General features: G+C 44.1%; 16 protein-coding genes. 12 read left to right on the top strand and 4 right to left on the bottom strand.

The window, feature by feature from the left end; all coding sequences use genetic code 11:
• On the bottom strand, window positions 1-1,010 hold a 1,010-nt coding region (locus NZ875_09255; GenBank protein MCS7175923.1), incomplete at its 3' end, for a cache domain-containing protein.
• Between the two features lie 241 nt (window positions 1,011-1,251).
• Between NZ875_09255 and NZ875_09260 the strand changes: the two genes are divergently transcribed.
• The 4 genes from NZ875_09260 to NZ875_09275 are packed head-to-tail and all read left to right on the top strand — an operon-like array spanning window position 1,252 to window position 4,600.
• Complete coding sequence (locus NZ875_09260) at window positions 1,252-1,761, top strand: hypothetical protein (protein ID MCS7175924.1); 510 nt, start codon at window positions 1,252-1,254, stop codon at window positions 1,759-1,761.
• Window positions 1,762-1,788: 27 nt separating this feature from the next.
• A complete protein-coding gene (locus NZ875_09265) occupies window positions 1,789-2,730 on the top strand; it encodes an alpha/beta hydrolase (GenBank protein ID MCS7175925.1) in 942 nt (313 codons plus the stop codon).
• Window positions 2,730-3,728, top strand: a complete 999-nt coding sequence (locus tag NZ875_09270) for an alpha/beta hydrolase (protein MCS7175926.1) — start codon at window positions 2,730-2,732, stop codon at window positions 3,726-3,728. The genes NZ875_09265 and NZ875_09270 overlap by 1 nt, the downstream gene beginning before the upstream one ends.
• Window positions 3,725-4,600 carry a radical SAM protein gene (locus tag NZ875_09275; GenBank protein ID MCS7175927.1) on the top strand — a complete coding sequence of 292 codons (876 nt, stop codon included), beginning with the start codon at window positions 3,725-3,727 and terminating at the stop codon, window positions 4,598-4,600. The genes NZ875_09270 and NZ875_09275 overlap by 4 nt, the downstream gene beginning before the upstream one ends.
• Here the strand turns inward: NZ875_09275 and NZ875_09280 are convergent.
• Complete coding sequence (locus NZ875_09280; protein ID MCS7175928.1) at window positions 4,593-6,215, bottom strand: DUF4910 domain-containing protein; 1,623 nt, start codon at window positions 6,213-6,215, stop codon at window positions 4,593-4,595. The genes NZ875_09275 and NZ875_09280 overlap by 8 nt on opposite strands.
• A 143-nt stretch (window positions 6,216-6,358) precedes the next feature.
• Here NZ875_09280 and NZ875_09285 point away from each other — a divergent pair, with 143 nt between their 5' ends.
• From NZ875_09285 to NZ875_09295, 3 genes are all read left to right on the top strand, one after another.
• Window positions 6,359-6,922: a eukaryotic translation initiation factor 3 subunit E gene (locus NZ875_09285; protein MCS7175929.1), complete on the top strand. Its 564-nt coding sequence runs from the start codon at window positions 6,359-6,361 to the stop codon at window positions 6,920-6,922.
• A 76-nt stretch (window positions 6,923-6,998) separates the two neighbouring features.
• A complete protein-coding gene (locus NZ875_09290) occupies window positions 6,999-7,874 on the top strand; it encodes a KaiC domain-containing protein (protein ID MCS7175930.1) in 876 nt (291 codons plus the stop codon).
• 5 nt (window positions 7,875-7,879) lie between these two features.
• Window positions 7,880-8,281, top strand: coding sequence for a hypothetical protein (locus NZ875_09295; protein ID MCS7175931.1), 402 nt, complete (start codon window positions 7,880-7,882; stop codon window positions 8,279-8,281).
• On the opposite strand, the gene NZ875_09300 is transcribed toward NZ875_09295, so the two are convergent.
• The gene (locus NZ875_09300) at window positions 8,273-9,520 is read right to left on the bottom strand and encodes a patatin-like phospholipase family protein (protein MCS7175932.1); all 1,248 of its coding nucleotides are present in this window, start codon (window positions 9,518-9,520) and stop codon (window positions 8,273-8,275) included. The two genes, NZ875_09295 and NZ875_09300, sit on opposite strands and share 9 nt — an antisense overlap.
• Window positions 9,521-9,565: 45 nt before the next feature.
• On the opposite strand from NZ875_09300, the gene NZ875_09305 reads away from it, so the two are divergent.
• Window positions 9,566-9,919 carry an aspartate 1-decarboxylase gene (locus NZ875_09305; GenBank protein MCS7175933.1) on the top strand — a complete coding sequence of 118 codons (354 nt, stop codon included), beginning with the start codon at window positions 9,566-9,568 and terminating at the stop codon, window positions 9,917-9,919.
• A gap of 29 nt (window positions 9,920-9,948) precedes the next feature.
• On the opposite strand, the gene NZ875_09310 is transcribed toward NZ875_09305, so the two are convergent.
• The gene (locus NZ875_09310; protein ID MCS7175934.1) at window positions 9,949-10,359 is read right to left on the bottom strand and encodes a type II secretion system GspH family protein; all 411 of its coding nucleotides are present in this window, start codon (window positions 10,357-10,359) and stop codon (window positions 9,949-9,951) included.
• 162 nt (window positions 10,360-10,521) lie between these two features.
• On the opposite strand from NZ875_09310, the gene NZ875_09315 reads away from it, so the two are divergent.
• The 4 genes from NZ875_09315 (at window position 10,522) to NZ875_09330 (ending at window position 14,649) form a co-directional block, all read left to right on the top strand.
• Window positions 10,522-11,424, top strand: coding sequence for a hypothetical protein (locus NZ875_09315; GenBank protein MCS7175935.1), 903 nt, complete (start codon window positions 10,522-10,524; stop codon window positions 11,422-11,424).
• Window positions 11,425-11,471: 47 nt separating this feature from the next.
• The gene (locus tag NZ875_09320) at window positions 11,472-12,674 is read left to right on the top strand and encodes a dicarboxylate/amino acid:cation symporter (GenBank protein ID MCS7175936.1); all 1,203 of its coding nucleotides are present in this window, start codon (window positions 11,472-11,474) and stop codon (window positions 12,672-12,674) included.
• A 68-nt stretch (window positions 12,675-12,742) separates the two neighbouring features.
• The gene (locus NZ875_09325; GenBank protein ID MCS7175937.1) at window positions 12,743-13,975 is read left to right on the top strand and encodes a PhoPQ-activated pathogenicity-related family protein; all 1,233 of its coding nucleotides are present in this window, start codon (window positions 12,743-12,745) and stop codon (window positions 13,973-13,975) included.
• Entirely contained in the window at window positions 13,972-14,649 is a 678-nt protein-coding gene (locus NZ875_09330; GenBank protein MCS7175938.1) for an amino acid racemase, read from the top strand. Before NZ875_09325 ends, NZ875_09330 begins: the two co-directional genes overlap by 4 nt.
• The last annotated feature ends 4 nt before the right edge of the window (window positions 14,650-14,653 follow it).

Consider the following 14,653-nt stretch of genomic DNA (forward strand, 5'->3'; position numbering starts at 1 on the left):
GCTTCGAATCTCACCGTGAGATCCCCTTTGCCAAAAACAAGAGCCCTGTCTGCTAATGTTTTGATCGGCTTGGAGATAGTACCACTGACGAAGAATATCAACCCACCAACCACAGCAGCAATGGCTACGAAGATGAACATTATAATGAGTGTCGCATCGTTAACGGTAGAAAGTATCTGCTTTTCAGGAACACTCACCAAGAAAGACCAACCTTGCGTGTTGTGGAGAGGAGCGTAGAAAGTGTTTTCAATTTCACCCTTTGGATTTGTGAACTTTCCGAAACCAGTTTCCTTGGACAAAGCTTTCTTCGCAATTTCTTCCAAACCTTTGAACCCATCTTTCGATGAAGCTGTAATGTTCAATTTCATCAGATATTCTGAATTGGGGTGAGCCAAAACCAAACCTTTTGAATCGACGATCCATCCATAACCTTTCTCACCAATTTTTATATCCGCCGCTATTTTGCTTATTGTATCGAGAAGTACTGTGACTCCAAAAAGACCAACGGTTTCTCCTTTTTCATTCTTCACCGCAGCAGCCACTACGAATATATTTTTACCTGTGGCTCTTGAAATCAATGCATCGCTCACAACGACATTGTAATTCTGCTTCATAATCTTTATGAAATAATCCCTATCAACGACATTTGCAACACTACCAACCGTAGTCGGAGCAGTACCATCTGGATAAGCTATGAAGGCCATTTCGATGTAAGGTTTGTTCTTCAACCGCGGTGGCAGATAATTTTTCATCAAATCGTTCCAATCACCAGATTTGATGGCATTCATCACGGCGTTCGTTCCAGCGATCCATTCAGTTTCCTTGATCAATCCTGCTATCCACTCGTCCACAATGTCGGCAGCCGTTGAGGCCAGTTCCAATCCACTCTCATACTCATGATCAACCATCGAAGTTCTCACACGCCAATAAGTGATGAATCCAGCGATGGTTAGTCCTGCAACTGTTGGAATCAAAATGAGCAGCAACATTTTAATTCTCAGCGATCGCACGCTCATTCCTCCTTTGTTTATAAAAATAATTTTTGTTTCTCAAACATTATATAGAATTTTGAGATAGTTGTCAAGCAAGCAAAACAATTTTTTGCTGATGTAAAATCAAATCAAAATGATATACGAATTGCTGGCAAAATACCATAAAAAATCTTAGACTGCACCTACGATCTTTGGATGTTTTTAATTTATTTTGAAAATATGTGGTAAAATAAATCAACCAAACCAAGGGGGCGATGGTATGAAAAAGTTTCTGACGGTGTCGTTCTTGACCTTGATCACAATGGTGTTGGCATTCCAACCGAATGTGAATCTGCTCAGTTACAAATCGATCACCTACAGAGTCACCATCGAAGACAAAACGGCTTTAACCACATTGCAGATCGAAAAAGGTAAAGAAGGTTATGATATCACCTATACCGTCAAATTCACAGTTCAAGAAGATCTCGAGTACGATGTGTTCGCCTTGCCTTACATTTATCTCATGTTCAGCTATATATACAACCCAGGCTTTTTACCGTTCTTTCAGTTGATCGACATCGACAATCCAAAGACGGTGAACATGTATGGCATGAAGATAACTTATGAAAAAGATGAAAAGGTTGGAAAGTACGCTGGTAAAAGATTCAGTTTTTATACGAACGAACAAAAACTTTTCAGTTGGGTGGCGAGCAAACAGATAGAACTCGTCTTGAAATTGGAAATACCTGATCAGAAATATACAGCCGAGCTTGTTGATTTCCGAAAATAAAAAAATGTAGAATCGATTCAGAGGTGAATGTCGAGATCTTCCGTGGTCAGAAAGAAGTTTTCGAATCGAATAAGAATCTGGTTGAAGTTGTCGTTGATCATTTTCAGCCTTTCGCTCAATTTCTTTGTATTTTTACTCGTTGTTCTGATCTTCAACATACCATATTTGAGACGAGCAGTCTTTGGAAGATTACCATTCAAAGTGAATAAGAAACCGTGGTTGTGTGTCAAAACATTCGAGTACATGAAAGGTTTGAAGCTGGATGTTTTCTATCCTCGATCACAGAAGAGAGGCGTTGTACTGTTCGCACATGGCGGTGGTTGGATCAGTGGCTATCGTAGGCAACCCAACAATCTATCTTGGTACAAGTTTTTAGTCTCAAGAGGGTTCATCGTTGCAGCGGTTGATTACTCAAGAGGATACAGAGCGAAGATAGATGATCTAGTTGATGAACTTTCTCAAGCACTGAAGTTTTTGAAGAGTAACAGAGAAAAACTTGGTTTGCCAGATGGAAAGATTTCATTGATGGGACTTTCCGCTGGTGGACATCTCGCATTGCTCACCGCAACGAAAATGTACTGGCTCGTCAAGAACGTGGTTGCGTACTATGCTCCTAGCGATTTACTCGATGTTTGGGAATCACCTTCCCTGTTCGCTCGAATCTCTTTGATTGCAACGCTGAAGAGATTGCCTGTGAAATCGAAGGAAGTCTATGCAGAGTATTCGCCCATCAATCGAGTTCATCCATCGATGCCTCCAGTACTCTTGGTCCACGGTAAAAAGGATTCTATAGTTCCTTATGAATCTTCAGTGAAGATGTACAGAAAGCTCAAAAAACTCGGTTGTAAAGTTAAACTATTAACTCATCCCACTGCTGAACATGGTTTCGAATTCGTTCTGAAAGACGAAAAAACTAGGCAAATCGTGGAAGCAACGGTAGAATTTCTTTCAGAAGGTGGTCCTTCTTGATCGTTTCGTTCACGTATGAAAAAAGAACAATAGATTTCTCCTCAGGTTACATATTCAAAGCAAAAAAATTTAGAGTCTCTGTGCTGAGGTTCAAAACCCTGTACGCCAAACCATTCAGAGGTACAGAGACGGTGGAAGCTTACATGTTCGATCCCAAAGAACAAGCTTTGGGTAATCTGTTCATCCTACATGGTCTCGGTTCAACGAACGTACCTTTCTTGTTGTGGATGGCGGGCCACCTTGCCAATGCGGGTATCAGGGTGATGCTACCCATCTTACCAGGTAACTTCACACGCGTGGCACACGGTTCGACCAGTGGAAAAGATTACTTCCACCAAGATGTCGAAAGAGCCACACGTTTTTGGGAACAGGCCGTCGTCGATGTGCTGAGCCTTGTGGATTGGATGAAGCAACAAGGTATCTGGCTTTCTAAGACTCACCTGTTCGGCTTCTGCCTCGGTGGTATGTTGGCCGTCATGCTGAATGCCGTGAGCGAGGATTTTGAAAGAACGATCTTGATGACCGTCGGTGGAGAGATGGCCACATTGCTTTGGTATTCACCCACGCTCGCATTTTTCAGACGCGACAAAAGTTCATTGAACAAAGCTCCGTACGGTGTGGGCGAGAGAGAATCATTTCTGAGAACTTTCGATGATGATATCAAGAAACTCTCTCAGTTTGAGACGGTCGAACAAATGCAGAGTTCTGATATACATCCCTATTTGAAACTCGATCCAATCGCTTATGCGAAGTTCGTCAAGAAAGAGAAAATCGTCTTCATTGAAGCTTTATTCGACAGAGCTTTACCGAAGAGAAGTAGAAAATTACTCTGGGAAGCTCTTGGAAGACCAAAACGGTACGTGATACCGTCAGGGCATGTAACTTGGCTTCCTTTTGAGTATGCCGTCTGCAAATTTGTTTTGAGAAACATGGGTATCAGAGAGCTGAAAAAACAACTTGAGTTGCTCAGAGGTATCGAGTTGGAAGAGAAAAAATGAAACTGAGCATCTCCGAATTGAAATTGCGGGCAGATAAACTCTATGAACTTTTGGAAAGTTGCACGCTCTGTCCAAGAAATTGTCGTGTCAACAGATTCACGTCAAAAGATGGTGCGTGCAGAACGGGCGTTAAACCCATCGTTTCAAGCTTTGGTCCACATTTTGGTGAGGAAAGCTTCCTCGTGGGGGTCGGAGGTTCGGGCACGATCTTCTTCACCAACTGCAATCTGAGTTGTGTCTTCTGCCAAAATTGGACGATCAGCCAAATGCACGAAGGAGAAGAAATCGAGGTGAAAGATCTGGCATCGATTATGCTCAAGCTTCAAAGGATGAACTGTCACAACATAAACCTCGTGAGCCCAACGCATCAAGTGCCCATGATAGTCGAAGCGATCATCTACGCTTTAGAATCGGGCCTAAGAATACCCATAGTGTACAACTGCGGTGGTTATGAATCGATTCAAACTCTCAAACTTTTGGAGGGTGTGATCGACATCTACATGCCAGATTTCAAGTACGGTGACGATGAAAAGGCTTTGAAATATTCAAAGGTTACCAATTACACCACGATCGCCAAAAGCTCACTCGAAGAAATGTTCCGTCAAGTTGGTCCTCTGAAGATCGAGCACGGCATCGCCACACGTGGAGTTTTCGTTCGGCATTTGGTCATGCCTAACGACGCTTCTTCGAGCGAAAGGGTGCTCGAGCTGATCGCTTCCGTTTCCGTGGAAATTCCCGTCAACATCATGGCGCAGTATTACCCTGCTTTTAAAGCTCACAATCATCCTGAGATCAGCAGGCGCATCACTCACGATGAACTGACCAGAGCTTTGAAAAAAGCTAGAGAACTTGGTTTGAAGATCGTCAGTTGATTTTCTTCAGAAAATCGTTCTTCAAAAGCACATCCAACACGTCCTGCGTCATCTTTTCATCCACGTTCAAATAAGTCGAAGCGAACGTGATAGTTGCATCGTAATCTTGTGTGTATCTGGCTGCAAGTTGAATGGTTTCACCGAGGTTCACTACTTCTCTCTTTTCCGAAAGCTCACCTGCTTTATCGAACCATTCGTACCCCAACGGTCCTTCAACGGATGGAAAGATTCGAACTTTCGGCTCAGGTATTTCAACGCTTTCACCGTGAGATTTTTTCACAACGCTTGCGATGATCTCCGCGCCAGGTTTAGCGGCGATCTTTCTCAAAAAGCTCTTCATCCTACCGTGCACCTGTTCGATCACGTAATCTGGTATTCGATCGGCCAGCTCGATCGTTCTCAACACAGCTTTACCTATCCATTCGAACATGACAGGATCACACTTGTCTGGTGTATCTTCGTTCGTATGGTAGTATCTGTCGGGCCACTGACCCAAAAACGGTGATGGTACTGAATAGTTTTCAAACACAGAATGATCTGAACCAGACTTGAAAGTACTTCTGAAAAATCTTCTACTGAAGGAATCAGAAGAGGTTGGCGCGAAGAGTAACATCGAATCATAGAGCAGTTCGTCATAATGAGTGTTCAAAAGGAATGGTGTTTCGTGAAGCATGAGAGTTGAGCCAGTCTTGAGCTGATCTTCCCCAACCATGTCCAAATTGATGACAAATTCGTAATCTTTGTGTTGAGCCACGTACGGCAAGCTTCCATAGAACTCTGGAAGAAGTATGACATCCACATCGTAGGCGAGTCGCTTTTCGTTCAACTCTCGACACAGATGCAACGCGAGCGCAGCACCCGAAGCGTTATCGTTCGCACCGGGACTTGGATGACACAGATGTGCCACGATGCCGATTTTTTTATTTTGAAGACCTTTGAACCTCACGCGAAACACTTGAAGTTTACCTACTTTCAGCTCGCTGTCTATGAAGAGCCTCACCTTCGCTCCCTTGTTCACAAAGTTTTTGAGAAGTTCGTACTGTCTATAGCTGAGCGAGAAACCGAAAGCACCGTGCTGACTTGCCGAAAGAGTGTGTGGTAGTGAAAGATAATTCACAGTGTCTGGCATTCGAGTAGGAACTCTCCCGATCGATTCATCTTGAGCTCTCATGAAGTAGATGAGCAAACATTTAGCACCACGCTTCTCAACAAATTCTTTGAACGCTTTATTTGGATTCATTTGAACGAGTACAGCTTTATTTGAAAGATCATTTGAATAGCTCTCGTCAACGAGCTCGAATATCTTCCAACCATTCGTAGGATTGCTCCCGAAAAGCACTGAAGTCTTGCAACTTTTGAAACTGTTAAGGAACATCCTTGGCTCTTCTAACCACAGCTCCGCATCCTTGATGTTCCATGCCATGGTCGAATCGAAATTACCGTACCGAACCCCCCCAGTGGGATACTCGATGATTTCCATCTGTCGCTCACTCAAACCCCATGCGATCAACATCTCTTTCAAACGCTCGAGCAACAATTTGTATTCGTCACTGCCTCTGACTCGATGAAAACAACTGATGAACCTCACAGTATCGACCACTTCGTGACCGTCCATGCATGCACCACCCCAAGAAAGATTCTAAAGGCCAGCCAACTCGATGTGAAATATTAGAGTTTTCTTAAAAACCAAAACAAAAATCTTTCAACACGGGACAATAGTTATGGAAACACTGAAAAACTCACTTGGAGGTGGTCAAGGTGAAGAGAGCACTCGCATTGACAGCGATACTGATAGCGTTGGCAACAACGATGAGTTTCGCTGTAGGTAAGTTCAACTACGCCCCTCAGAAATTCTCTCCAGAATGGAGACAACCAATCACAACTTGGAGACAACCCATGGCTCCAGCACCAAGATATCAGTTCAGACAGCAGTTCTCCTATGAAGAAGCATTCGAAGCCATGAACCTCACCAAAGATCAAGCACAAAAACTCTTATCAGCTGTGGAAGATGCCAAGACCAAACTCAAAGATCTAAAAGAGGAATACGAAGCGCTCTACGAGAAAGCCAAGGATATGACAGTGTATGAATTCAGAACCCAGATCAGAGAACTCAATCAAAAAAGAGTTGAAGTGTTGAAAGAACTCAATCAAAAAGTAGCAGAAACACTCAAAGTTGGTCAGCTACAACGCCTGATGGAATATCTCAGATCCCGCAGAACTCCTGATTGTTGGAATGTCGGTCCAAAATTTAGAAGTTTCGCGAAAGATTCAATTCTGTTCGACGAAGATTTCATAGACGCGCTTGAAGAATACGCTAAATGAGTCCCCACCCCCATAGGTAGCGCCGGTGAAAGCCGGCGCTTTTTGTTTTAATTAATGATGTGAGGTGGTTAGTATGGTGGAGAGATACGAGGGATCTCATTATGAACCAAAGATTGTTGAAGAAAGCATCGTCGTGATGGGAGAAGCTGTGAAAGACGCACCGAAAATCGTTGGCATACCGAGCGGTGTAGAAGGTCTCGATGAGCTGTTCTTCACTGTAGAGTTGAAAGATGGAAAGCTTGCGAAAAAGAACCTAGGAGGCATACCTGCTTACGCTGTCTTCAACGTTACTGGCGTTTCAGACACTGGAAAATCACTGTTTGTTGAACAGTTTGCCGTGACACAGGCGGCACGTGGAGAAAGAGTTGCTTTCGTCACTGTAGAATCACCGGCGATTTTTGTGGCGAGAGGTCTTGAAATGAGAGCGATAGCGATGGGAAATGAGCCAGAAAAAATTGAGAAGAACATCATAATCATAGATGCAGCTTCTCATGACACAATTCGCGACAATATACCAGACTTGCTGACCACGCTTGCACACGTGATCAAGCAGTTCAAGACAAGATTCGTCGTTATAGACTCAATAACAGGCCTATATGAAAACAGGGAGGTTGCAGCGCGTACCATCGTCAGAAGATTGTTCAACTTCATGAAAAAATGGCATCAAACCGCACTGTTCGTTTCACAAAAGCGTAGTGGTCACGAGGAGCTCACTGCGGAGGCTGCGGGAGGTTACGCTGTGAGCCACATTGTGGATGGTTGTTTCGTTTTCGCCAAGGAACTCGTCGACAACACTTACAAGTCAAAAGTGTATGGGAAACAAGTTGGAGATATAGTTAGACTATTCAGGATAGACGGTTGTAGACTCTCAGGCCACGATACTAGAACGCACATCATGGAGATCACAGAAACGGGACTAGTGAAAATCCTTGGACCCATTGGAAAGGAGTGAAAGTGATGATCTACGATGCGAAGATGACAGAACTTGAGAAACGAATCGAGCTTACTGCTGTCGAAGTCTTCCTTAAATCGATCGAGCTCTTGGGGGGGTTGAACAAACTCGCTCAACATAGAAATCTCACTTGGCTTGCTTCTCTGGCAAGAGCATGCATAGCTATCGTTTTGAAAGAAGATTACTTGAAAAACGAAGAGAGCATCGCAGAGTATCTCGGCATCTCCAGTGCTACTGTGAGGAATATGCTGAAAGCGGATGTAGAAACAGTTAAGAAAAGGCTTGAAGATCTGGATAAGTTTTCTGAAGAGGAGAAAGGTGAGCTCAAGACACACATAGCGGGTGCGGTAGCAAAATTGGCTTACGAAATAGTGAAACGACAGCGAAACGATGGTGGTTCAGTTTGAAGAAAAAAATCGCTCTAGATCTTTCGTTTTTCTTTGGTTTTGCTTGTGAAGAAAAAGGACAAAATCTAAAAGCCTTCTGTATCTGAGTTGAAGTGCGATCTTGCTCAACAATCCTTCTGGTTCCGTGCTTTGAACTATCGCCTCTAACAATTCATACGGTGTGTACGTTCTTAATCGTTCCACCTTCAACAAGCGCGCCAATGTTTCTAAAACCTTCAGTGAAACCCTCTTAGATTCGTCGAACAACGCGAGCGTTTCGAACCTCAAGCGTGGCAATATATAGGACTCGTATTGTTGCTGAGCAGACAGATGTGTAGGCATTTTCACACCGAGCAGTGTGGCAGCGATATCTCTAGAGGTTGGATCGAGCTGTTCAAAGAGGATTTTCAAAACGTCTTCATCGCTCGACAGATAGTAATATTCGCCGTGCAGTTTTCCAAAGTACGCGAGTGTGTCGAGGTAACCTTCGATCAAATATTTTCTGATCACCTCACGATCGAAATTCAAAACGTTGCCGAAATGTTCCCTCGGTCTGATGTAACCAATGTGACTCTTTTCACGAAAGATTCTCATATAGTTCAGCAAATCCGTCAAACCTATCGTCCCTATATCGACCACCAAGATATTTTCCCAACCTCTTTCCACCGCCATGCGCACAGGCACGTTGCTGTAAATGCCACCATCGATGAAAATCTTACCTGCGATCTCCTCCCTTTTGAACAGGGGAAAATTGGCACTCGATAGGATGTAATCTGCGAGCATACCTTCTGGAACATCTTCGATATAGAGCATGTACGGCTTCAAATCGCTCAAACAGTAAGTAACGAGACCGTAGTGTACCTTGGAATTTCTGATCTTTTCTTCTGGTAACAACGTCTTGAGCTTTTCTCGCAGCGGCCCGATGTCTATCCCACCAGTTTCAACCAGATCTCTCGCAATTTCGATCGCCTTCAACCAATCCACTTCGAATATGTTACCTGTGAGGATCTTTTTCATCTCTTCGGGGATGTTCATGACATCTTCAAACCGTACTTCGAGCCAGCTCTTTTCAGCAAAATCGTAGTCACCGTAGGCGATGAGAGCTCCGTTGATCGCTCCGACGGACGTACCATAAACGGCAACAACATCTATGCCGAGCTCGATGAGAGCTTTCCACACGCCTATCTGGTAAGCACCACGTGCTCCACCACCCGAGAGCACCAAAGCAACACTCGTAGCTGCCACAAGAAAAGCCGTCATTCACACCACCTGAAGAGATTATAATTTTCTTGGGAGGCGATGGAGTTGATGCGTTTCATGCTGAAATCAAAGCTTCACATGGCCACAGTAACAGCGAAGAACTTGGATTATGAAGGAAGTATAGAAATAGATGAAGAGTTGATGAAAGCTGTGGATCTGAAAGAGAACGAACTCGTTTTGGTCGCAGATCTGAACAACGGTGAAAGGTTTGAAACCTACGTGATAAAGGGGAAGGCCGGTAGTGGTGTGATAGCCCTGAACGGTGCTGCAGCGAGACTGGTCGAAGTGGGAGATAAATTGATCATCATGAGTTTTGCTCTGTTCAACGAAGATGAATACAAAGGACCAAAAGTGGCGGTGTTGGGACAGCAAAACAAAATAAAGCAATTGAAAAAATAAAGCCAGCCGAAAGGCTGGCTTCGATCATATCACCACCACTTAACAATTGTGCCATCTAAAGTTACTTCGGTAACGTTACCAGTTGCCTCAGGCAAGATATTCCTCAACCTATTTATATCTACACCACCTGTGTATTTAATTGTGTAAGTAGCAGCAGCAGTAGCAGCTGTTAAAGAGATAGAACCAACTAAACTAAATCCATCAGGTATTCTATCCAGAAAACCTCCGTTAACCAAAGTGGTTAATGTGTTAAGAGAATCACCGGTTCGTGTGTAGAAGTATGACTCGATAGCACTTTTGATGTTTCTAAAGTTTGCAGCAACCTGCGCAGCCTTTGCTTGATTTACGGCATTCAACGCCAGCGGTGTGACTATAGCCAGCAAGGCTGCGATCACCGCCAGAACGATCAAAAGTTCAATCAGTGTAAAACCTCTCACCATACTTTTCAACTTTTTCATACCTTTCACCTCCACTTTCATTTATATTATACCCACGTACTATACAAAATGCAACTTCATTATTTCTTAACATTTGAGACTACGGAAAGATGTTTGATTCAACTTTTAAATTGTAGATGCTAAACTTTCTTGTGGGGTGATGCGGTGAGATCAGTTCAAATTCTTTTTGTATTGTTTGCCACAACGATCTTTTGTCAAACGCTCTACATTTCACCTGCAATGGATTTAGCCTTGAGCGTGTATGAACCTTTCATAACAATTCAGCCTTCACGACCTGGTGAGATAGGCCTCTTCAAAGTACCCACAACTACAAGTACCATCCAGATAGTTTCTTTCACAGTCTCCGCAACGACAACCTTGAACGAACTGATCGTGGCGACCAAGCAACCTACGATGAAGGAAAGAAGCGTGGGATTTATGAAGATAGTCGGTATCGATTGTTTTTTCAGATGGTTTTCGATCGACATTTCAGGCAAATCGGTTCAGTCTTTCCAACTGGTTTTTTTACGTCACAACAAAGCTTACGTGGCGAGTTATTTTGCGCCGGAAGAAGAATTCTACCGTTACGCGATACCAGCATTGCTAACTCTCTGTAGCATTAAAGGATCAACCTTCTTCAATTACGTCGATGAGAAACATTCTTACAGGTTGGTTCTTTACGAACCCTTCACACCAGCGAAGATCGAACAGGGAGAGATCGGCTCTTTCGTGGCTGTGGACGGTGAGAAAATCGGTTACATTCAGATAGTTCAAGAAAAACTTCCAAAACGTATGAAAGCGAACGAATATGCAGATCTCGTTGAAAAGAACACTCTATCGAAGCTCAAAGATTATCGTTCACTTTCATTCGGTCAAAACACGGTGGAAGGGAACGAATTTTTCTGGAAAGTCTTTTCTTTCGCTGATGGTGGTACAACTCTTTCAGCCCTGCAACTGCATTTGATCGCTGACGAGTTCGCCGTAACGCTCACATACCTTTCGAAGAAAGATTCCTTCGAGCGATTTTTGCCTGCAGCGGTGGGAACAATGTTTTCTTTTAAGAAATGAACTCGGTATAATATCATATGTACAACATTCACCGTGGGGGTGGTGAGGTGAAGAAGTTTGGGCTGGCAACGAGGATACTCATCGGTTTGATCATCGGAGTGGTCGTGGGTTTGATCTTGCAACCTGCTCCGAACGTTGCAAGAACTTACATCAAACCCTTCGGAGATCTGTTCTTAAACCTCATCAGGATGGTCATCGTTCCGTTGGTGCTGGCGTCTCTGGTCGTTGGAAGTGCGAGTACAGAGAACGTGAGGAGACTTGGAAGAATCGGAGTAAAAACGATCGCTTACTATCTCATCACAACAGCGATAGCCATCATCATCGGCTTGATCATTGGAAACGTGCTGAAGCCTGGAGCTGGTTTGACACTCCCGAGCGACGCTAAAGTGACCCCCGCAAAACCTCCTTCAATAACGGACGTGCTTTTGAACCTCGTTCCTTCAAATCCGTTCAAAGCACTGGTCGACATGAACATGCTTCAGATAATCGTCTTTGCGATCTTCCTAGGCGTTGGTATCACGATCCTTGGAGAAAAAGGTAAGCCAGTTCTGACGTTTTTCGATAGCTTGGCAGAGATCAGTTACAAGATCGTAGGTATCGTGATGTTGTACGCACCGATAGGCGTGTTCGCACTCATCGTACCGGTAGTCGCAACGCAGGGTGCCAAGGTGTTGATACCTCTATTGAAGCTCATCGTTGGTTTGTACATAGGTTTGGCGTTGCATGCAGGTATTGTGTACTCACTCTTGGTGAAAACCTTAGGAAAAAGAAGTCCTGGAGAGTTTTTCAAAAAAGCATCCCCAGCGATGCTCGTCGCTTTCACTACGTGCAGTAGTTCCGCAACTTTACCTGTCACGATGGAAGTGACCGAGAAGGATCTGAACGTTCCAAAAACTGTGAGCAGTTTCGTGTTGCCGCTCGGTGCGACCATAAACATGGATGGAACGGCGCTTTACCAAGGTATATGCGCCCTGTTCGTCGCACAGATATTCGGTATCAATCTGGGGTTTGCTCAACAACTAACGATCATTCTCACTGCGACTCTGGCCTCGATAGGGACAGCCGGCGTTCCAGGTGCCGGCTTGATCATGCTCACGATGGTGTTGCAATCCGTTGGCCTTCCAATGGAAGGTATCGCTTTGATCGCTGGTGTGGACAGGATACTCGACATGGGAAGAACGTGCATCAACGTTACTGGTGATATCGTCGGTGCCGTGGTGATCGCTGAAAGTGAAAAGATGAAAACGTAAAAGCTTTTATCGATCGCTTGGGGGCCGAAAAGGCCCCTTTTTTCGGTATAATTTTCAGGGGTGATAGCATGAAAAAAATATTTGTATGTTTCCTACTTGTACTGATCAGTCTTGCTTTTCCTCAAGAATTATTGGATTTTGTCGAAAGATACAAAGAGGTATCGTACAAGATCGTTTCCGAAAAAATCACCGAGGGCAATTTCAAACTCATACATGTGATTTTGAAGAGCCAAACGTGGCGAGGGTTCGATTGGAAACACGACGTATTGATCGTTGTCCCACCACGCACCGAATTCGATAAGGCTGGTGTGTTGTTCATCACGGGAGATTTCGATCCAACGAAGGCGAGGGATGTTGAAGATTTCCTCTGGGTCGCTGAGAAGTTCTCTGCACCTTTCGTGGTGCTCGGAGACGTTCCAAACCAACCCATCTTTGGTCTCAGAGAAGACGATTTGATCGCCCACACCTTTGTCAAATATGGCGAGACGGAAGACTTCACATGGCCACTCTTGTTCCCCATGACCACCGCGGCGGTAGCAGCGATGGATATGGCACAGCAAATGCTCAACGTTGAAAAGTTTTTCGTGACTGGTCCTTCGAAACGTGGTTGGACCACTTGGCTCACAGCGGTTGTGGATGAAAGGGTGTTCGCCATAGCCCCGATCGTCTTTGACAATCTGAATTTTCCAAAACAACTCGAACAGCAATTGAAAATGTACGGTGAGTACAGTAGAAGTATCTCACCTTACGTGGAAAGAGGTTTACCTGAGTACGTTAATACGGAAGTGGGACGAAAACTTCTGAAAATGGTTGATCCATACAGTTATAAGGAACGTTTGACGATGCCAAAGTATATTGTGAACGCCACGAACGATGAATACTGGACGATATACTCTGCAAATCTTTACTTTTTCGATTTACCCGGTAAGAATTATCTGTTGTATGTTCCCAACAATTCACACGGTATAAGGAACGTTCCTTACGTCGTTGAGAACGCTTCGGCGTTTTTCAAACTCACCTTGAAAGATGCTCTTCCAAAGGTTGATTTCACAATTCGCAATGGAACGATCCAAATAGAACACAATGCTATGATCAAGCAAGTATATTTGCACCGAGCTGTTTCAGACACGACAGATTTTAGAAAATCTTTATGGTTTAGATTCCCAGTCTTACCGGAAGAAGGTGTATACTCAATTTCGGTTGAGCCACCTGTCAACAGACATGTGGCATATTATGCAGAAGTCGTGGTTGAGGTGGAAGGTTTAACGATGAGCTTGTGTACACCGGGGGTATACAAATGAAAAAAGTAGCAGGCATCGTGGGAGGTATGGGTTCGTTATCCACGGTAGACTTTTTGAAAAAAGTGGTCGAATTCACTCATGCTGAGAAGGATCAAGATCACATACGCATGATCGTTGATTTCAACACTTCAGTTCCAGACAGAACGGCGGCGCTACTTCAAGGAGGAGAAGATCCCACGCCTTATTTGGTCGATTCTGTGAGAAGGTTAGAAAAAGCTGGAGCAGACTTCGCCCTTTTCATTTGTAACACCGCACACGCATTTTTAGAAAGAGTACAACAACAGGTGAACATACCCGTACTGAACCTACCAAAACTTGCAATAGAGAAACTCTGGGAAACTGGTGTAAAGGAAGCTTGGCTCGCTGGCACCAAAGGTCTCATATTCAGTGGTGTTTATCAAAGAGCAGCTCAAGAAGTTGGTTTTAATCTAAAGATCCCACAAGACGATCTGCAAGAACAAATCATGAAGGTCATCTATTCGGTGAAAGCGGGAAGGCTTGAAACTGCCGAGAGCATTTGGCTTGAAAAAGTGGAACCTCACTTTGAAGGTTATGTACTTTTGGCGTGCACGGAGCTTCCCGTGGTCGCTTCCAGCGAGAGGCTCAAACTTGTGGACCTCAACGAGTTGTGGGCAAAGATGATCGTGGAAATGTGCGGTGGGAAGTTGAAATAAGCTA

It is taken from the genome of Pseudothermotoga sp. (genome assembly GCA_025060105.1).
Lineage (GTDB): Bacteria > Thermotogota > Thermotogae > Thermotogales > DSM-5069 > Pseudothermotoga_A.

Bases quoted from the DNA above. Each gene is read 5' to 3' on its own strand.
- NZ875_09260 (MCS7175924.1), top strand. From the start codon at position 1,252: ATGAAAAAGTTTCTGACGGTGTCGTTCTTGACCTTGATCACAATGGTG.
- NZ875_09265 (MCS7175925.1), top strand. From the start codon at position 1,789: ATGTCGAGATCTTCCGTGGTCAGAAAGAAGTTTTCGAATCGAATAAGA.
- NZ875_09275 (MCS7175927.1), top strand. From the start codon at position 3,725: ATGAAACTGAGCATCTCCGAATTGAAATTGCGGGCAGATAAACTCTAT.
- NZ875_09280 (MCS7175928.1), bottom strand. From the start codon at position 6,215: ATGGACGGTCACGAAGTGGTCGATACTGTGAGGTTCATCAGTTGTTTT.
- NZ875_09295 (MCS7175931.1), top strand. From the start codon at position 7,880: ATGATCTACGATGCGAAGATGACAGAACTTGAGAAACGAATCGAGCTT.
- NZ875_09300 (MCS7175932.1), bottom strand. From the start codon at position 9,520: ATGACGGCTTTTCTTGTGGCAGCTACGAGTGTTGCTTTGGTGCTCTCG.
- NZ875_09310 (MCS7175934.1), bottom strand. From the start codon at position 10,359: ATGGTGAGAGGTTTTACACTGATTGAACTTTTGATCGTTCTGGCGGTG.
- NZ875_09325 (MCS7175937.1), top strand. From the start codon at position 12,743: ATGAAAAAAATATTTGTATGTTTCCTACTTGTACTGATCAGTCTTGCT.
- NZ875_09330 (MCS7175938.1), top strand. From the start codon at position 13,972: ATGAAAAAAGTAGCAGGCATCGTGGGAGGTATGGGTTCGTTATCCACG.